12 protein-coding genes and 3 tRNA genes are annotated in these 21,263 nt (G+C 36.5%); 8 read left to right on the forward strand and 7 right to left on the reverse strand.

The window, feature by feature from the left end:
- Nucleotides 1-63: 63 nt before the first annotated feature.
- Nucleotides 64-138: transfer RNA gene (locus ACZOVS_RS02775), tRNA-Val, on the forward strand.
- A gap of 164 nt (nt 139-302) precedes the next feature.
- Here the strand turns inward: ACZOVS_RS02775 and ACZOVS_RS02780 are convergent.
- A complete protein-coding gene (locus ACZOVS_RS02780) occupies nt 303-2,528 on the reverse strand; it encodes a S9 family peptidase (RefSeq protein ID WP_483995712.1) in 2,226 nt (741 codons plus the stop codon).
- A 92-nt stretch (nt 2,529-2,620) separates the two neighbouring features.
- Between ACZOVS_RS02780 and ACZOVS_RS02785 the strand changes: the two genes are divergently transcribed.
- The 7 genes from ACZOVS_RS02785 (at nt 2,621) to ACZOVS_RS02815 (ending at nt 7,624) form a co-directional block, all read left to right on the forward strand.
- Nucleotides 2,621-2,695, forward strand: a tRNA-Val gene (locus ACZOVS_RS02785).
- Between the two features lie 33 nt (nt 2,696-2,728).
- A tRNA-Val gene (locus ACZOVS_RS02790) sits at nt 2,729-2,803 on the forward strand.
- Between the two features lie 628 nt (nt 2,804-3,431).
- Nucleotides 3,432-4,751, forward strand: a complete 1,320-nt coding sequence (locus ACZOVS_RS02795; protein ID WP_483995713.1) for an aminotransferase class I/II-fold pyridoxal phosphate-dependent enzyme — start codon at nt 3,432-3,434, stop codon at nt 4,749-4,751.
- A gap of 139 nt (nt 4,752-4,890) precedes the next feature.
- Nucleotides 4,891-5,115, forward strand: a complete 225-nt coding sequence (locus ACZOVS_RS02800) for a 4Fe-4S binding protein (RefSeq protein WP_483995714.1) — start codon at nt 4,891-4,893, stop codon at nt 5,113-5,115.
- Between the two features lie 35 nt (nt 5,116-5,150).
- On the forward strand, nt 5,151-6,236 hold the full coding sequence (locus ACZOVS_RS02805) for a 3-methyl-2-oxobutanoate dehydrogenase subunit VorB (protein ID WP_483995715.1): 1,086 nt from the start codon (nt 5,151-5,153) through the stop codon (nt 6,234-6,236).
- Nucleotides 6,237-6,249: 13 nt separating this feature from the next.
- Nucleotides 6,250-7,065: a thiamine pyrophosphate-dependent enzyme gene (locus ACZOVS_RS02810; RefSeq protein ID WP_483995723.1), complete on the forward strand. Its 816-nt coding sequence runs from the start codon at nt 6,250-6,252 to the stop codon at nt 7,063-7,065.
- A gap of 16 nt (nt 7,066-7,081) precedes the next feature.
- Complete coding sequence (locus ACZOVS_RS02815; protein WP_483995716.1) at nt 7,082-7,624, forward strand: 2-oxoacid:acceptor oxidoreductase family protein; 543 nt, start codon at nt 7,082-7,084, stop codon at nt 7,622-7,624.
- Nucleotides 7,625-8,633: 1,009 nt separating this feature from the next.
- Here ACZOVS_RS02815 and cas2 read toward each other — a convergent pair.
- The 6 genes from cas2 to ACZOVS_RS02845 form a co-directional block, all read right to left on the reverse strand.
- Entirely contained in the window at nt 8,634-8,969 is a 336-nt protein-coding gene (gene cas2 / locus ACZOVS_RS02820) for a CRISPR-associated endonuclease Cas2 (protein WP_483995717.1), read from the reverse strand.
- Nucleotides 8,969-9,889, reverse strand: a complete 921-nt coding sequence (gene cas1 / locus ACZOVS_RS02825; protein WP_483995718.1) for a type II CRISPR-associated endonuclease Cas1 — start codon at nt 9,887-9,889, stop codon at nt 8,969-8,971. The genes cas2 and cas1 overlap by 1 nt, the downstream gene beginning before the upstream one ends.
- A 3-nt stretch (nt 9,890-9,892) precedes the next feature.
- Entirely contained in the window at nt 9,893-14,725 is a 4,833-nt protein-coding gene (gene cas9 / locus ACZOVS_RS02830) for a type II CRISPR RNA-guided endonuclease Cas9 (protein WP_483995719.1), read from the reverse strand.
- Between the two features lie 457 nt (nt 14,726-15,182).
- Nucleotides 15,183-16,553 carry an efflux transporter outer membrane subunit gene (locus ACZOVS_RS02835; protein ID WP_483995720.1) on the reverse strand — a complete coding sequence of 457 codons (1,371 nt, stop codon included), beginning with the start codon at nt 16,551-16,553 and terminating at the stop codon, nt 15,183-15,185.
- A gap of 1 nt (nt 16,554) precedes the next feature.
- A complete protein-coding gene (locus ACZOVS_RS02840) occupies nt 16,555-19,662 on the reverse strand; it encodes an efflux RND transporter permease subunit (RefSeq protein ID WP_483995721.1) in 3,108 nt (1,035 codons plus the stop codon).
- A gap of 14 nt (nt 19,663-19,676) precedes the next feature.
- The gene (locus ACZOVS_RS02845; RefSeq protein ID WP_483995722.1) at nt 19,677-20,852 is read right to left on the reverse strand and encodes an efflux RND transporter periplasmic adaptor subunit; all 1,176 of its coding nucleotides are present in this window, start codon (nt 20,850-20,852) and stop codon (nt 19,677-19,679) included.
- Nucleotides 20,853-21,263: the final 411 nt, after the last annotated feature.

The raw sequence follows: 21,263 nt of genomic DNA on the forward strand, positions 1-21,263 counted from the left end.
TGTTCATATCAAAATAACATGTATCTTTGCAAACGCAAAAACGGAACAAGTTCTTTGCCTATCGGAAGCTTAGCTCAGTTGGTTCAGAGCGCCTGCCTTACAAGCAGGAGGTCACTGGTTCGACCCCAGTAGTTTCCACAATATTTTTTTAATAACATCATTTTAAAGATTTCTATAATAGAAATCTTTTTTTATGTCATTAAATGAGATTTCTGTAAAATACAGCATATAACAAAACAGCTCCGAAGAGCAAAAAACTTTCCGGAGCTGTTTCGTTTAAATAACTTTCGACTCAAAAAACATCATTCTCCCAAGAGATGCTCGAACAGGAAGTTATTGATTTTAGTATATAAATGTATCCTGCATTCTCCACCCTTGCCATAATTGCCATAAATACCGTGGTTCTTGTTAGGATAAATCATCAAATCGAATTGTTTGTTTGCAGAAACGAGAGCTTTGATAAGTTCCATAGCATTCTGATAATGCACGTTATCATCGCCGCTGCCATGGCACAACAAATAATTACCTTTTATTCTATCGACAAAATTAATCGGAGAATTATCATCATAACCTGAAGGATTCTCTTCCGGAGTACGCATAAAACGTTCCGTATAGATATTATCATAATAGCGCCAGTTTGTCACGGGAGCCACTGCCACAGCAGTACTTATGACATCAGCACCTTTGGTAATTCCCGAAGTAGCCATATAACCGCCATAACTCCAGCCATAAATACCTATCTTATCTGCATTGACGTACGGTTGCTTCGCCATATATTTTGCCAAAGTAATCATATCTTCCGTTTCATATTTTCCCAACTGTTGGTATGTCATCTTTTTGAATTCTTGTCCCTGAGCTCCGCTACCTCTATTATTAATAGATACAGAGATGATACCATGCTGAGCAAGAAGTTGCAGCCAATCATAATCGCTGTTGCCCCATGAGTTCAACACGGTCTGATAACCCGGACCTCCATAAACATAAATAAGGACAGGATATTTCTTCTGAGGGTCGAAATCCGGAGGTAAAATCTGCCATGCATCTATTTCGACAGGAGTACCGTCCGGCATGACAAATGCCGAATCGCTGATTTTGAAAAATGTCTTTTCCGACAAATTATATTCTTTCATTCTTTCTGCAAATTCAGCATTGTCCTCCAACATCTTCAACATCTTGCCCTTGCTGTCATACAAAGCATATTGCGGCGGTTGTGAAGCCGATGAATTGACATTGATAAAATATTTGAAATTATTGCTGAATCTGGCATCATTGGTTCCCACTTTATCAACTACAGTTCTCATTTTACCTTTTAGATTGACAGCATAAATCTGACGGTCAACAGGAGAATTTTTGGCAGCCTGGAAATAAACCTCGTTGTTTTTCTTATCATAACCATACACCTCGGTAACATCCCAATTGCCGGATGTAAGTTGTTTTATCATATTTCCTTTTAAATCATAAAGATAAATATGATTATACCCGTCGGCTTCACTTGTCATCAAGAAGGATTTCCCGTCTTCAAGGAAAGTCCAGTTGTCGGTAACATCAATATAATAAGGATTCGTTTCGTCATAGAACACTGTAGTCTGACCTGTAGAAGCGTTGGCAGCAAGAATCTCGAGATGATTCTGATGACGATTAAGACGTTGAATGGCAAGGATATCAGGATCTTTGGTCCATTTCATGCGCGGGATATATATATCCGTCTCTTCGCCAGTATCCATCTTTATGGTCTTTTTGCTTGACAAATCATAGACATAAACTTCCACTATGGAGTTGTCTTCACCAGCCTTGGGATATTTGAAAGAATACCAGTCAGGATAAAGATTGTCGAATATCTCCATCTGAAACTCTTTGACATTGGACTCATCGAAACGATAGAATGCTATTTTCATGTTGTCGGGAGACCAGAAGAAGCCCTGGGCAAAGCCGAACTCCTCCTCATAGACCCAGTCCGGAGCACCATTAATAATATGGTTATATAGCCCATCGAACGTAAACTGAGTCTCTTCTTTTGTAACCAAATCCTTAATAAACAAATTATTATCCCTCATAAAAGCTACTTTTGAAGCATCGGGAGAGAAAGTGGCAAGACGTTGACTGCCTCCATCTGAAAGAGGGAACAACTCCTTTGTTGTCAAATCATAAACATAATAATCGGCGGTAAAGGAATGACGATATATAGGATTATAATCAGTCATAAGAAGCACCTTAGACTCGTCATCACTAAGAGTATAATTCATAACCGGGAGAGGGTCAGTCTCACCGGGAAGCACGAGGTCGCCAAAATTGAACAATGTCTTGACTTTTTTACCGGTTTTGTAACTGTAAACATTAAATTCACCTTTTTCTATTGCGGCGTATGTATCGCCGTCTTTCATAGATTCCATACCTCTAACTCTCTTGTAAACGAAAGTAGGACGTTCATAAATATCGGACAAAGTAAGGTTTTTCTTTTCCTGAGCTTTGACATTTAACATTCCCGGAATCAGGAACATTATGAATAATAAACACTTGAGTCTTTTCATAACATTTATTTTTATAAAGTCCAAAAATAATAAAAAAAATAACAAAAAGGCTTGTATCAATAAAAAAAGTTTGTATCTTTGCACCGCAAAATGGGACGGTAGCTCAGTTGGTTTAGAGCGCATGCTTGACAGGCATGAGGTCACAAGTTCGATCCTTGTTCGCCCCACGCGACGCCAGAAGGCGTTTTTTTATTGAAATCGGGACGTTAGCCCAGTTGGTTTAGAGCGCTGCCTTCACACGGCAGAGGTCACTGGTTCGAGTCCAGTACGTCCCACTTCCCTTAAAACAATCATTTACAATAATCTTCAATTTATTAAACCTGGTTTTTCGTCATTCATGTTTTATTTCCAAATTTATATCAAAAACATAAGATAACAATCCAAGAACTCACATATCATTTGGTAATTACCAAATAAAACAGCACAATTGTCCGCACTGTCAAAATTACTATCAGGATGTTTGAAAACCATTTCAACATCAACTCGTTTCGCATATCGTTTATTTGAAAACACTTTATAACATTACGACAATAATTTTATTTACATATATTTTTTATCATAATTCAATATTAAATAAAATAATAATTCAATATAACAATTCGCCTCAACATTAAGAACATATAAACATACATAAAAAACAAAGCATAGTTTAATACCACATCAAAAATATCTATGAAGCTTGCAAAAATCAAAAACATCTTAACAATCTTAATTTAAACAAAAAAACTTGTTCAAACATGTCATTTATAAAGATTAAATGACTCATATACAAAACAGATAGTTTAACATTATTCAATTTTCATTGAAAAGTTTAAGAAAGATTTTGCAGATTAACAAAATTTGTCTAACTTTGAAGCGAATTTAGAAATAGCATAAGTCATTAATTAATAAACAAATATTTATATGGAATATAACATTGTAGCAAAAGAAATCGCACAGAAAGTGTTTAAGGACAGTGGATTACCCAATATTGGGAAAGCTTCTATCAGAGAAATCAAGAAGCTTGTAGATAATCTGGAAAACGCAAGTAAAGTCAAGTTCGTGCGCATGGAGATGGGTATTCCGGGGCTCCCGCCTGCACAAAAAGGTGTTGAAGCACAGATCGAGTCGTTGCAAAAAGGTATCGCCTCACTATATCCCGACATTGAAGGCATGCCAAAATTGAAACAGGAGATATCAAGATTCGTAAAAAATTTCATTGATATAGATGTAAACCCCAAAAACTGTATTCCCACAGTAGGTTCCATGCAAGGTGCTTTTGCAAGTTTCCTGACATGCAGCAGAGTCAACAAAGAAAAAACCACTACATTGTTCATCGACCCTGGCTTCAACGTTCACAAGTTGCAAAACAAGGTATTGGGCATTCCGATGGAGACATTCGACGTTTACGAATACCGCGGAGAGAAGTTGCGCGACAAATTGGAAAGTATATTCAAGACAGGAAAAATACATTCAGTATTGTATTCCAACCCCAACAATCCATCATGGGTATGTTTTACCGATGAAGAATTGAAAATAATAGGTGAACTTGCGACCAAATACGATGTCATCATCATGGAAGACCTCGCCTATTTCGGCATGGATTTCCGCAAAGACTACAGTCATCCGGGCGTCGCACCATTCCAACCCTCTGTTGCCAAATATACCGACAATTACATATTATTGATATCCAGTTCAAAAGCTTTCAGTTATGCCGGTGAGCGTATTGCCATGATGGTGATAGGCGACAAACTCGCAGAGCGTGAATATCCTGACTTAAAACGATATTACAGTTCGACAAAATTCGGATATACCATGATTTATGGTACCATATATCCGTTAAGTTCGGGAACATCTCATTCGGCGCAATATGCATTGTGGGGTATTCTGAAATCTGTCAATGACGGAGAATACAATTTCCGCGACGATGTGATAGAATACGGTAAAAAAGCCAAGTTAATGAAAGAAGCCTTCATAGCAAACGGGTTCGAGATTGTATATGATCATGATTTGGGAGAGCCTATAGCAGACGGTTTTTACTTCACATACGGATATCCTGGATTCGGAGGAGCCGAATTACTCGAAGAAATGTTGTATTACGGTATTTCAGCAATATCATTGGATATCACCGGGAGCACAAGACAGGGCATCAGAGCCTGTACCTCATTGATACAAAGAGAAGAGATACCTGTATTGGCAGAGCGACTCGCCTTGTTTGCCAAAGATCATCCTATAAATAAATGATAGATTTTCATATTTTTAAAATCTAATGTTAAGAGCATAAATTTCTACGTTTTTTAAAATTATAAATAAAAAAAGTGTAAATTTGTGCGTTTTTGAATAAAGAAAAGATATTACATAAATAACCTAAAAAATAAAAATTATGGCAAGTTTCAAAGGAGCTATTTTAGTTGATACTGAACGTTGTAAAGGTTGCGGCGTATGTGTCGTAAACTGTCCATGCGGTGTCATCGGTTTAGCTAAAGAAGTTAACGGAAAGGGTTACAATTACGCTTATATGGAAGAACCCGACAAGTGTATCGGCTGCGCGAGTTGCGGCGTTGTATGTCCTGACGGAGTAATATCCGTATATAAGGTCAAACTTTAATCAAATCATTGTCTAACAATTTAAAATTAACAATAATGGGAGAATTAAAACTGATGAAGGGTAACGAAGCACTCGCCGAAGCAGCAATACGCTACGGTTGTGATGCTTATTTCGGATATCCTATCACTCCACAGTCTGAAGTGATTGAATATCTCTCGGAACAGAACCCTTACGAGCGTACCGGAATGGTCGTTCTTCAAGCAGAGAGTGAATTGGCAGCCATCAACATGGTATATGCTGCCGGAGCAGCCGGAAAAAGAGTCATGACATCATCATCGAGTCCGGGTGTCAGTTTGAAACAAGAAGGTCTTACTTATATAGCAGGAGCCGAGATTCCATGTCTTTATGCCGATGTGGTACGTGGCGGCCCGGGATTGGGAACAATACAACCATCACAAGCCGACTATTTCCAGGCTTGTAAAGGCGGTGGCCACGGTGACTACAAAAACATAGTTTTAGCACCGGCATCAGTACAGGAAATGGCAGACTTCGTGGCATTGGGATTCGATTTGGCATTCAAATACCGCATGGCATGTTGCATACTCTCAGACGGCGCCATAGGTCAGATGATGGAAAAAGTAGTTTTGGCAGACCAAAGACCTCGTATGACAGACGAAGAGATTAAAGAGAAATATCCTTGGGCAACGACAGGCCGCAAAAGAGGTACTCCTCATCGTATCATAACATCATTAGATTTGGATTCCAACAGAATGGAGGCTCATAATCGCCACCTTCAAGAGAAATACAGACAAGTAGAAGCCAACGAAGTACGTTTTGAAGAGATTAACTGCGAAGATGCCGAATATGTATTCGTAGCATACGGTTCAAGCGCAAGAATAGCACAGAAATCAGTACAGTTGGGACGTGAAGAAGGTTTGAAAGTCGGTTTACTCCGTCCTATAACATTATATCCTTATCCTACAAAGGCCATTCAGGCACTCATCGACAATGGTGTCAAAGGCTTCTTGTCAGTGGAATTAAGTTGCGGTCAGATGATAGAAGATGTCAGACTGGCTGTTAACGGTCGTGTTAAAGCCGAGCACTTCGGTCGTGTAGGCGGCATAATCCATACACCTGAAGAGGTTCTCGAAGCAATGAAAAAACAAATTATAGGAGAATAAGATCATGTCAGAAATCACAGTAAAAGATATAATCAAACCGGAGAACTTAGTCTATCAGAAATCAAAATTATTGACTGAGAAGCCGTTTCACTATTGTCCCGGTTGCGGTCACGGCACCATACATCGTCTGATTGCAGAAGTGATAGAAGAACTCGGAATTGATGAAGACACCATAGGTGTAGCTCCGGTAGGTTGCGCCGTTATGGCATACGATTATTTTGATGTTGACTTTCAAGAGGCGGCACACGGTCGTGCTCCGGCGTTGGCAACAGGAATAAAACGTGTATGGCCGAATAAGGTTGTCTTTACTTATCAAGGCGACGGTGACCTCGCTGCCATTGGAACATGCGAGACGATACACACATGTAATCGTGGAGAGAACATCACTATGATATTTGTTAACAACGGCATATACGGCATGACCGGCGGACAGATGGCTCCTACCACACTCGAAGGCATGAAGACAGCCACTACGCCGTACGGACGTAAAGCCACATTGCCACAGGGTGCCGGCTTCGATGGCCTGCCAAACAACGGTTATCCTTTGAGAATAACAGAACTTGTAGCTCAACTCCCCGGAACAAAATATGTGACACGTCAGGCTGTATATTCACCTGCAATGGTTCGCAAGGCAAAACAAGCCATTAAGAAAGCTTTTGAAAACCAGATTCACGGCAAGAGCGGTGTCAACTTCGTTGAGATCGTATCCAACTGTAACTCGAACTGGAAGATGAGTCCTGTAGAAGCCAACAAATGGTTAGTAGAAAATATGTTGCCATTTTATCCACTCGGTGATATTAAAGTTGACGGAGAGCTTGTAAAAAAATAATTAAAATCTTAAAACAATGACAGAAGAAATTATCATAGCCGGTTTCGGCGGACAAGGTGTTTTATCAATGGGTAAGATCCTTGCTTATAGCGGTATCATGCAAGACAAAGAAGTCAGCTGGATGCCTTCATACGGTCCGGAAATGCGTGGCGGTACAGCTAACGTTACTGTCATCGTAAGCGATGAACGTGTATGCTCCCCTATCATCAACGCTTTTGACACAGCCGTGATACTCAATCAACAGTCACTCGACAAATTCGAAAGCAAAGTAAAACCCGGCGGCGTACTGATTTACGACCCTAACGGCATAACTCATAAACCAACTCGTAAAGACATCAGCATCTACACAATAGAAGGTGCTCAGTTGGCATCAGACATGGGCAATGCCAAAGTATTCAACATGGTTATACTCGGTGCTCTTCTCAAAATAAAACCTATCATCGATATGGCTAACGTTGAAAAAGGTCTTGAACATTCATTGCCGGAACGTGCTCACAAACTTATTCCTTTGAACATGAAAGCCATACAAGTAGGTATGGATAATGTCAAAGTCGAATAATTATTTTTTCATAAATCTTTAGTGTGTAAAAAGGGGCCACCCGATTTACACACTTTTTTTATATCATTACATGAATAATTACGGTAATCACTTCATTATTTCAAACCATTACTGCCCGACAAAGTTTTCAAATTCATTTATAACGTTTGAAAAAAATTATATGCTCACAAATCATGTAAAAAGTTTATGTTATGACTTCATATCGATATTCAAGTAATTTATCATTTTTGTTGGATCCCAAAGAAATACAATATGTTTTTCACAACTAAATAGCATTGCTGTCTCGAGTGATTATCTATTATATAAAATGATTTTTATTGTACATCAATGAAAAATTTTACAAAAAATCCTTGCATATTTGAATAATATCATTAATTTTGCTGTGTTGTAGTAACTACAATATATTGCCGAGAGCGAAAATGTGGCAGTTTTCATAAACAGGGCAATTGTATAATCTACATAAGAATGATTTTACTAATCATAAGATTTATGTGGAGGAGCCTTGTATGTGTAACAAATTGCAGCCACCAATCGTCCGTGCAAGAGCATCCTCCACTTTTTAAATATTCGTAACACATCATTGACATCCTGAAAAATCAAAAAATATAAAATTACGGCTGACTTTATAACAAGGTCAGCTTTTTTTATCAGATTGCGGTAACAAAACTAAAATACAATCCTAACTTTTAGGGAAAGTAAACATTTCTATCGGACTGTAATGAAGATCTGTATTGCAGGGTAGAAAACAAGCTAAATACATATAGAATAGAACAGTTCTCGGTTGTGAATTGCTTTAAAATTTGTATATTTGTAGGGTCGAAAACAACAATAGTTGTGAAAGTAAATATGAAGAAGTGGTTGTGAATTGCTTTAAAATTTGTATATTTGTAGGGTCGAAAACAACTGACCCTACGTAAAATACTAAAATACAGTAAATTAAGTATTGTTTTCGAATTAAAAAAATCCGGTTTTTCTAAACCGGATTTTTTATCTGTTACCATTTTTATCATTAAAATAATTCCAGTTGTTGTCCAGGTGCATTTACAGACTTCTCTTTTCTGCAACTAAACAACTCAATATTTCCAAACTGTTTATCAGTAATACACATAATACCCACATCCCCATAATCCGGTAAACTTGATTTAACCCTTTTAATATGCACATCTGCATTTTCCATACTTGCACAATGTCTGACATACATTGAATACTGAAACATTGTAAATCCATCTTTAACAAGTTTTTTTCTAAACTCTGAAGCAGATTTTTTATCCTTCTTAGTTTCTGTCGGCAAATCAAAAAAAACAAGGACCCACATTATTCTGTATTCATTGAATCTATTATACATCACATTCCCGGATAAACAATTCTTTTCAACTCACCGGCAAAACAGCGCACCAGTGAAACAGCAGTCTGCTGCACAGCAACCATTAATGGACTTCTACGGTTATTAATCTTTACATCTAAAACCGGAACACCCAACAATTTTGCTTTTATATTTTTAGTCAACTCTCCGATATCATCAAATTCGTTCATTATATTTATTACCAATTCATCAACATAAGGTCTATATGGTTCCATTATATCATCAGCAAGACAATAAGCATTATATCTGTTATGATGATGAATACCTAATGTTGGCAATAGTCCACTTGAAACCAACGCTCGTGCCACCACAGCACGCAAAATAGCATAACCATAATTTAACATGTTATTTGGTGGAACCCCGTTTCTATCTCTATAAAAGTCTTCAATATCAGGAAAAACATGTTTCCAATAATATACAGCAGCACGAGCCTCCATATTGTCTGCATCTCCACTTCTCACATTTTCCGCCAACCTGATCATATTCAACACCTTTTTACCAGTTATTTTCTGCAGCAATATTGCTTGATTGATAATCTTTGCTTTGACAGTCTGTTGCCATAATTGTTTTTTCAATGGCAAAGAAGCATCTATTTGTTTCCTGAACCTTTCACTTTGAACAGTATTACCATCAATAGGCAACAATAAACCAACAGGCAGATGGCTGCTGTCGCAAGTTATTACGGAACAATTATTTTCGAGCAATTTTTCCAATAATCCTTGTGTCAAAGTAATTTGCTTGTTATCCAAAACCATTACACCAATATCCTCTATTGGAATCGTTTGCACAAGGCATTGTCCCAACATATCGTTTTTTTCTATATCCGGCAATCTTATTACCAATTGTTCGCTATTCAAAGACAGATATGAAGGATTACCAAAATATAACGTACGTTTAATCATAAATTAAAACTTCTTTAAAGACACATTACCCAATCTGTCAATAACAAGAGGAACACAAATTGTTTTAATTAAAACACCATCAAAAGTTGCTGTTTTATGTGAATATGAACCAATATTCCTCATCTTATCTTTATCAAATCTTAAATCAACCTCTCCTTCTGCTATAGCTTTTTCAAAATTTACTGGACGAAAATAAATTGTACTATCATTAAAATCATTTACAATATAAATATGTTCTCTATCTATTGTAAAAATCCCATTCTGAATTTGTTTTTCAGTAGGAACATAAACCAAGTCATTTGGTGATAGAACAAATAACAAATGACTATCTTGTTTGATAATTTTTTCTTTTTTTAAAAACGTTTCAAATTGCCATTGCCAATTTTTTCCATAATTCTTTTGGCAGTTTATTACCATCCTAAGAGGTATTGTTGTAAATTCACGAACTTTTTTCTCAACACCGGACTCTTTATCATATACCTCTTTTTGACAAACTACAAAAAACAAATTTGTTCCTTTATCAGCTTCAACAAATTTATAAGCTTTACTTCCATTTTGTCCCACAGAAAATTTTATTTCAGATTGTTCATAAACACGAACCCTCTTTATTGGCTTATGAAATTTTCCATTATTCAAACAAACAATATTTCTATTCATTTCATCAATACCCTCAGCTGAAAAAGCCACTTGAGAATCATTATTGTTAGCAGCCAAGTGTGCCATTAATATCTTCTGAATACTTTCATCTGTTATTGATTCAATTATAGCTCTATTTTTCTTTTCAAACTTCTTTTTTTCTTCTTCATTTTTCGCCTTAACAATGTTTTTAAAATCACTCAATACTGTAATGAGATCTTTTCTGGTGGCAAAACACCTATTTTTCTCTTTTGTAAAATAGTATATATCTATATTATTTAAATTTATATCGTTCCAAATATCTTTATTATCCTTAAAATAATTTTCGATTTGTTTCTCTGTATAATTCAAAGACAACAACTCCAAAATCTTATTCTTTAATTCTCTTTCAACTATTGATTTCGGAGTTTTCAGTACATCTTTTAATTTAACAGTTTTCTTCAATCGTAAATTCACCTCCCCAAAAACAGTATCCTTGTGCAATGATTTTCGAATAGACCAACTGTTTCCATCTAATTGTTTTTTTAATACCTTTTTACCATTCTCAAAATGTTCATAATAATTTATTGGTTTATTTATAACTCGTAAATCTTGTTTAAAACTAACTACTACTTTTTTCAAAGCATCATAAGCATCTTGAGTAAATGTTTCCCATGGTTTTTTAAACTCTTTAGGAACATTTCGTTCTTCACCATTAATAATTTCTTTCTCATATTTTCGTAATTTATGCGACAATTGATAACGCATATCCATGTTTTTAGATTTAGCAGCTTCATTGTTCAAAAGATTAACATGATCACGAGTAGTACAAGCTATTACCAAAGCATCCATTGCATGGTGACGATGGTCAATACGCTTTTTATTAAATCCTTCTTGGAGTTCCAATGGCATATTAGGAATCTTATGCCCTTGTCGATTTAAAGTTGTAAAACAATCTTTACCCGTAATATCGTTCATTCGTTCAAAACGAGGAAGAATAATTCTATTCCAAACATCATTCAGACCCCAATCTTTTTTCAAACGATCAGTAATACTTCCAGAACAAGAAATCAAATTTTTCGATGTTGCTTCTTGTTCATATTCTCCATTTACATCTTTCCCTCGAACAATATTAGATAACAAACATTTTATATATTTACTAATGTAACGAGTATCGTTAAGTTGGCGTTCAATAAACTTATCCGGAATATCTTCCATAAGTAATTTCTGTTTCTTTATTCTGGCTTGACTACTTGAGTAACATTTTGTTACGAATTCTTCATATTTTTGGACCGACAAAATCTCAACAACACCCCTACCTTCAGATAATGTTACTTTTTCTCCATGATGTTTTTTAATAAATTCATAGCCAAGCATATTATCTTTAAGTTTATTTACTTCGACTTCACAAATTACTTTATTACTAAACGAATCATCAAAATAGCGAGACTGAGGAATAATATGTTCAATTTCGTATGCCGAGGTAAATAATTTTCCCAAAGGAATTACTTTTCCTGTATATGGAGATTGATATTTTTGTTCCAACCAACATTTATATCGAATAATATCAGTTTTGGATGGTTGATTTTTCTTTAAAATTCCTGTAATAAAGTCATATTCTACATCATCTTTTTTTAGATTTGACAAAGCAAATTCTTCATATAAACGTAAAATATCCTGTTGACTTGGAGAATAAGGACGTATTGTATTTTTACCTTTTTCATCTTTGAAGTCAGGCAAATCATAAAACTCCGACAACATTGCTTTAATTCGTAAATTTGTTTTTTCATTTTCCAAAATATTTTTTGTCATTATTTTACGCTTATCAGCAGGATTCTTCATTTCGCGTCCTAATTCCAAATGTATTTCATCTATTTGTCCAATACTTTTCCAAATATCTCTAACAGTTAACAAAGTTTCCTTTATAACTTGTTCCACGATTGGATTACGCAAAGAATGCTGTTTAAAATGATATTTTAAATAATTATCTATATCTTCAGGATTTTCCCATTTACAAATTTCTTTTACTTCACTATAACGATTGTACACAATATAACAAGCCAACCATAACGGCAAATTTTGAAAATCTGATTTTTGACGCAAATTAATAGCTTTTTCACGCACACGATTACGAATTGTTTCATCACATTCGCCTGTAATAATTTTATCAATTCGTTCATTTGTTTTATTATCAATACTTTTTTCTGACCAATATTTACCAATGCGCATAAGAGGCAACAAACGTTTTATTGCCTTCTCCGAATAAGAACCATATTCTTTCTTGAAAGGAGGAATAGTCATAAAGGCTGAAACAAAATTTTCTGATAAACTGTGTTTTTCAGCAAACTTTTTAAGCCCTTTTTTTAATTCCGTTTCTGTTTCTATGGAATACAATATATGCCACAAGGCCTCTTCTGCCTTTTGTTGTATAAATAATGTATCTTGTTTTGCCAATTGATACGCTTTTTCTTTATCTTTTAGCAAACTCAACATTTTTTCCTTTTTCTTATCATCACATGTCTTATCTAATGTATGTTTTAAAGCATTTATTTCACTTTGATATATATTGTGTCCAATTGTTTCGAGTACTTGTGTGCCATTTTTTAAATGTGCAACAGACAGATATTTAATTAAGGTAGAACGAGTTTCATTACATGGATAATCTTTATCTTCAACATAATTCCACCTATATGCCATACCTTTCTTGAAATAGTTAGTAAATAAATCTTTTTGATTAATTTTTCCGTTGCTTTTATCATTCAACCATGTAAATAATTTGACATATTCTTCCACTGACGGCAAAAACTCATGAGTTACATCTTTCTCTTTTTCAATTTCATATATCCGTAAATTAGATATAAATTGCCATAATCTAAATTCCTGAAAAACAGGATGCGATTTAGCAATACATTTTATAGGAGTACAGATATATTCTTTTGTTTGAGGATGTAAATAGACTCTTTCTTCATAGGGACAATTACTTATCAAAGATTTTTTACTTTTCAAGGGTCTTTGGTAAAAAATAATATTATCAAGTAATAAATAGGAAAAATCTCGGTTAGTAATGCTGTTGCGATAATCCACATTATTTATGTATAACGCATGAATGCATTGTTCGTATAAATTTTGGTCTGACAGTTCCTTGTGAAATTCCATCTGTTTTTTTAGTATAGCTTTTAATTCTTCATAATAGTATTTACGATCTATAGTTCTTATAAGTTTCCCTCGTATTTTTTGGTCAGGAAGCTTTAACAGATTGTCATAAATATAAGTACCGACAGTTTTACCGGATTCGCTTATCGTTTTTTCTGTTTTCAGTTTTATCTTAGTATATATCTTATTCTTTTGTTCTTCACTCATTTGTTCTATTTCATCAAAAGTAGGCATATAGTATATTTCTTCCTTGATATTTCCATCTTTCATTTTCTTGGTTTTAACAAGAAATTCTCTTATACCACCTTTCCAAACACTGATATCATTAATAAATGAAGCTGTATATTTACGATTATTTTCTAATAGAACTTCATACCAATATTTGTCATTTTTTTTGTCTTTTTCTAACCGATTTACCTCTAATACTTCAGAGCTAATAATAAAAAAGTCATCATCAATATTATCATCAACTTCGCCACGAAACTGAAAGTACCCCCTTTTCTGATTGAAAGATAAGAGTATCCAAGCCAATTCAGCCTTACTTATTCTCTCCGAAAGCGCTTTTTTTCGTAAAAAATAAATAGTCCAATCGTAAGGAACTTTTTTACCATTAGCAACCATATCAGGTTGATGTTGTTTAAAATCAGATAACATTTCTTCAAATGAATCTTGAAATATAAATTCGTAATTCCCATTCACACTTTTATGCCATGCTATCTTTGGCTCATCATAATTTATAAACTTACCAAATGTTTTATTATCATTTTCATCAAATCCAATTTGAACATCAAAATGTTTTGGTAAAAAACCAAGAATATGCAATACTCGCAGCAATCTCTCTCTACGAAGAAGCTTACGTTCTCGTAACCGACGCATTCCTCTTTTTTCCGTTCTATATTTCGTCTGAGAAATAGAATTTCCTTTATCAAAGTCATTTAAAACAGTCGCATCCATTGGAATTATACGACTTCCTATAGCATCTATCTTTTTAACAGATTCTTCATCTACTGTTAATACTGCCCACCCGATACTATTTGTACCAAGGTCTAAACCTAAAATTTTTTTCATATATTAATGTTTTTTCAACTTCAAAAATAAAAATTATGTATATTTGCACTACAAATTTTAAGCAATTCACAATAAGGATTATTCCGTTGTGAAAACATTCAAGGCGGGGTAACTCGCCTTTTTTATATGTACATAACATATTGTAAATTGTTATATTATATCATTGTTACCCAGTAAAAAACTGAGAAATATAAAATTCAGGAATAACATTTGTCCTTAAATCGATATACAAGGTCGTTCTTGACAACACATTTAATGAGTTGTTCATAGGTCCCTCTTTTCAAGATGGGAAAAGACACAATTTCTTTTTATCAATATTACAATTAATTGTAATTCTCAGTGGATGCAGAATTCAAATATTCCCATCTTTGTCAATTTATATTATAAGATTTAAACGCCATCTCAATTGTTTTTGAGATCAACATCTTTCAGTATTATTTCAATACCAAATATGCTATTACCAGCCACCTCCTAAAGCCTTATACAATTGTATCAAAGATATCTGTTTGTCGCGTATGGCATTGCTTAATCCTATCTGTGCATCAAAATATCCACGTTGTGCATCCAAAAGATCGAGGTAATCGATAACTCCGTTGATATATTGCAACTGGGCTAGTTCCACATTAACCTTGGCAGCTTGTTCCAATTCAAAACGAGCCTCATAAATATCCTTTATCTTGTTGAAATTCACTATAGCATTGCGTACATCAATAAATGCCGAGAGGACAGTTTTCTCGTAGCTGTAACAAGATTGCTCATACGCAAGTCTTTCTGCTTTCAGTATGGCACGATTTTTACCGAGTGCGAAGAGAGGAGCCAACAGATTGGCGCTTACGAAATGATAAGGCGAGCGTATCACGTCTTCCAATTCCAAACTTTCCACGCCGAGATGTGCCGTCAGAGCGAGTCGAGGAAACATATTGGTATAAGCTATGCCTACGGCAGCATTTGCAGCGATCAAGTCCTGTTCAGCCTTTCTGATATCAGGACGTCTTTCCAACAGATCAGACGGCAAGCCCACAGGCAAACCCTCTGGCAGATTTACATTTTCCGGCAACACAGCTCTTTGTATTCTATAGGGATACTCTCCTGCAAGAAAAGCTATCTCATTTTCTTTCAACGAAATACTTCGTTCAAGGTCAGGTACAAGTGTTGCTGTACGGGCATATTCCACCTGAGCCTGCTGATATGAAGTTTCAGAAGTAAGACCACCTTCAAAACGTATCTTTGCCAGACGCACGCCTTCTTTTCTGGCTTCCAAGGTCTGTCTTACAATAGACAACTCATTATCCAAAGCTACAAGTTCGAAATAAGATTGGGCGACCTCAGCTATAATGCTAAGTTGTAATGCTCTTTGGGCCTCAACGCCGGAGAGATATTTGGCAACACTTTCATCCTTAGCCCAACGCAGATTGCCCCAAAGGTCTATCTCCCAAGAGACAAGTCCTTTGATCTCAAAACTATTTTCCGAATCATAATTATCGCCTCCATAGTTTTCTGCCTCCTGGTCCACATAAACCTGTCCATTAACCTGAGGAAGGAATTTAGCATAACTTATACGTTTCAATGCAGCAAGTTCATTTACTTTCGCAGCAGCTATTTTCAGGTCTTTATTATTGACTAATGTTTTTCTTATCAATGATTGCAAAGTCGTGTCGGTATAAATCTCCCACCATTTCATGTCGGCAATAGTCAAAGTATCTTTCTGCAGTGAGTCAGTCATACGATAAGGTATATCAAGTTGAGGACGAGAGTATTTCTTTCCAATCTGACACGAGGTGATAAAAAATATCAAACCACACAACAGGCAGAATATATATCGTTTCATATCACTTTTTAATTTTATTAACTTTTGCTTTCATTTTATAAATCAATACGAAGAAAAACGGCACGAGCAAGATGCCCACTGTCACGGCAGCTATCATTCCGAAGAACACGCCTGTTCCTATTGCCTGTCTGCTTGCCGAGCCCGGACCGGAAGCTATTACCATGGGCAACATTCCCAAAATAAAAGCGAGAGAAGTCATCAAAATAGGACGGAAACGAAGCTGAGAGGCGTTCAAGGCTGCTTTCACAACGTCCACACCATTGTCAACCTGCACCTTTGCAAATTCAACGATAAGAATAGCATTTTTTGCAGCCATACCTATCAACATCACCAATCCAATCTGGAAATATACATCGTTTTCCAACCCGCAAAACCACACGCCGAGATAGGCTCCCAAGGCAGCAACCGGAAGAGAAAGCAATACCGCAATAGGAATAGACCAACTCTCATAAAGAGCCGCAAGGAAGAGGAAAACGAACAAGAATACCAAAGTTAAAATCATTGCAGTTTTACCACCTGCCTGTTTTTCCTGATAAGAAAGGCCACTCCATTCCACACCTATGTTATCCGGTAGATGTTCTTCGGCAATTTGCTCCATGATTCGCATTGCCTGTCCTGAACTATATCCTTCTGATGCAGATCCATGAATAACAGCACTATTGAACATGTTAAAACGTTTGATACTGCCCGGACCTGTAGTATAAGATGTAGTTCCAAGAGAAGTAAGAGGAATCATGGCATTATTTATACCTTTGACAAAAAACAGGTTGATGTTCTCCTTATGTTCACGATAAGGAGCCTCCGCCTGAATATAAACCCTATATATTCTATTAAACATATTGAAATCGTTAACATAAACAGAGCCGGTATAAGCTTTCATTGTCGAAAAGACATCTGCCAACGGCACACCTGCAAATTTCACCTTGTCACGATCAACATCGAAATAAAGTTGCGGTATTTCAGCCTGCAATGAAGACGACAAGTCGGATATTTCTTTACGTTGCGATGCGTAATACAACAAAGTATCTGTCGCCTGTATCAAATTGTCGAATGTAGCATCTCCACGAGCCTCCAATTGCATTTCAAAGCCACCGGAAGTTCCCAATCCGGGTATCACGGGAGGAGTGGAAAGATACACCTTACATTCCGGATATTGCTCAAGGTCTTTTTTCACCTGAGCCATAATATCGTCTATAGATTGAGTATCTCTATCGTCCCATGGTTTCAATATTACCGTCAATTCGCTTCTTGCCTGGCTATTACCCACACGAGAGCTGGTACCAGCAACACTTTGTACGTATTCTACGGAAGGATTTTCCATTAAATAATCTACTGCTCTTTCTGTAACTTTTCGTGTACGTTCCAATGTAGCTCCCTCAGGCAATTCCAGTTCAACTTTAAAATATCCCTGGTCTTCAACAGGTAAGAAACTGCCGGGAAGTAATCTGTTTATAAAAATGATAGCTATGATAACGACTCCGAAAGATGTCAGTACTCTTCGAGGATTCTTAATCAATCGCGAAATAATTACAATATATTTTTTATTGCCTATATGAAGCCAGGCATTGATATAGCGAAAGACAATATTACTCTTCTTTTTAGGGTCCTTTGGTTTCATTATCAAAGAACACATCACAGGACTCAATGTGAGAGCCACTACCGTAGAAAGTAAAACAGACACCACAATAGTGATTGTAAACTGACGGTAAAGCTGCCCGGTGATACCTGCCAAGAAACTCACTGGCACAAAAACGGCTGCCAAGACTAACGAAGTTGCAATGATAGCACTTGTCAATCCATCCATAGCTTTTTTAGTTGCCTCATAAGGCGACAAGTTCTCCTTCTCCATGATACGTTCGACATTTTCCACAACCACAATGGCATCATCCACAACAATTCCGATAGCGAGAACGAGACCAAGCAACGTAAGAATATTTAGTGAGAATCCGAATATCAACATAAAACCGAAAGTACCTATAAGAGAAATAGGAACAGCTATTAATGGAATCACAGTAGCTCGCCAGCTCTGCAAAGAAAGGAATACCACGACAATAACCAGGAACAAAGCCTCGAACAATGTCTTATATACTTCATGAATAGACTCTGAGATATAAGTTGTCATGTCAAAAGGTATTTCATAATGCATATCGTCAGGAAAGTTCTTGCTGATTTCCTCCATTTCCTCCTTGACTCTTTTTGCGACTTCCATTGCATTGGCGCCGGGCAGCATATAGATTGCCAAGACAGCGGCATTCTCTCCATTGATATTACTCTCAGTATTATATGAGGATGCTTCCAGTGAGATACGAGCCACATCACGCAACCGTATTATTGACCCATCAGGATTGGCGCGAACCACTATCTCTTCAAATTGGCTTGCCGTTGACAACCTGCCCTGGGTTGTAATTGGTATTGTGACATCGAGACCTGTGACAGGCTGCTGTCCCAAGACGCCGGCTGCAGATTCACGATTCTGGTCTTTCAAGGCAGTCTGTAAGTCTGCCACAGTAAGACCGAAACTTGCCAATTTATCCGGCTGCACCCATATCTGCATAGCATAATAACGGCTACCAATATTAGAGACACGTCCAACACCGGGGATACGACGAATCAGGTCAAGTACATTAAGTGTAGCGAAGTTACTTAGATATATCTCATCAAATTTAGGGTCAGTAGAAGTAAGACATATAGTCATCAACTGGCTGGCAGCCTGTTTTTCCACAGAGATACCATTTTGGACCACTTCAGCCGGGAGACGCGATTCTGCCAATTTAATACGATTCTGTATCTCCACCGCTGCCAAATCCGGGTCGGCAGAAATGTCAAATGTAATAGTTGCAGAAAAGCCTCCGGAATTGGAACTATTGGATTCCATATAAAGCATGCCCGGTGTTCCATTCAACTCCTGTTCAATAGGAGTTGCAACAGCCTGCGACACTGTCAAAGCACTCGCTCCGGGATACGAAGCACTAACCTTAACGACAGGAGGAGTAATCTGTGGATACTGGTCGATAGGCAACATGGTAAGACCTATGATACCAACTATCACTATCAATATGGAAATAACTATCGAAAAGACAGGTCTGTCTATAAAAAAACTCACTTTCATAATGCATGAAGATTTTAATTGCCGTCCTGTTCTGTCGAACTCAATTTGACTTTCATTCCCGGACTCAATTTATGATACCCTTCGGAAACTATATATTCTTTAGGACCAAGACCTCTTTCTACAACGACATAGTTTTGAAATTCAGGTCCAAGTTCAATAAAACGTCGTTCCACAGTAGTATCTCTACGAATGACATAAATATAAGCGCCACCTTTTTCGATCATGACAGATTTCAAAGGTACCACGGTAGCATTTTCTCTTACATCCAACAACAGTTTTACCTTAGTAAACTGTCCAGGCAACAGCACTCGGTTAGGATTAGGCATCTCGGCACGTACAGAGAAAGTTCCAGTAAGAGGGTCCACCTGAGGTTCTGCAAAATCGACATACCCTTTGAACGGATATACAGTATTGTCTGCCAATGTTATGGAGATGTTGGGTTGCCATGAGCGAGTAGAATCCTTTACACCCAAATTTACATTTCTTTCTTTACTTTTCAGATAATCTAAAGCCGTCATGCTGAAATCCACCAAAACAGTATCGCTTTTCACTATGGTAGCAAGCAACGATTTCCCGCCTGTACCAACGAGAGTACCGAGGTCAACGTGGCGTTCGCTGATATGACCTGATAAAGGAGAACGCACTATAGTATAACCTAATTCCTGTTCTGCCTGATAGAGATCTGCCTTACTCATTGCAACAGAAGCCTCAGCAGTCTCATAAGCCGCAACGGCATTGTCTAAGTCCAACTGACTGGCTGCATTTTGTTCATACAGAGGGCGCAAACGTTCCAAATCACGTTTTGCCTTTTGAGCCTGAGCTTCATCTTTCTTTAACTGAGCACGGACCTTGTCAACCTTTGCTTTATATTGGTCCTGATTTATCACAAAAAGGACTTGATTTTTAGTAACATAGGTTCCTTCCTCAAAAAGCATCTGTTCCAAATAACCTTCTACACGTGCATGAACTTCAACAAATTGCTGAGCACGAATTCTCCCCACATATTCTCCATAAATCTCAACATCATCTTCTATTACAGGTTCTATTTCCACTACAGGAGGTTCCGGTTGAGGGGCTGGCTTACGAGATATTATTACATACACAACGACAACCGCTATAATGACCAGCAATGCGATTGCAATTCTTTTTTTTCTTGATGCAACGTCCTTCTTTCCAAAAAATGGTTTCATACCTTACTTTTTTAATGCTACATTTATATACAAGAAGTATGCTAAATTTTGCAAAATTAAACAAAAAAATCAGAAGATTAGTTTTTGAAATCAAAAAGTATATTTTTTTAATGAATTTTTAGTTACAAAAAAGTTGTTATTATATTTTTAGATTGATAATCAATGAATAAAGAGTAATAAAAACAGTATCTTCATATTCTTTTCCTTTCTGCCTTCATCAGTATCTCAAGACTCATTTTTCAGTATTTCTTCTATTCCTTTTCCTTCTTTGATTATCTTTTCAATGATTTCGTATCTTTGCTCTTGTGTGAAATTCATGTTTTGTTTTTTAAAAAATTTAACTACTACAAAAATATTAAACTTTGAATTTTACACACTTTTTGGGACAGTATCGAAAGTATCCAATTTTCC

It is taken from the genome of Candidatus Limimorpha avicola, from assembly GCF_056978975.1.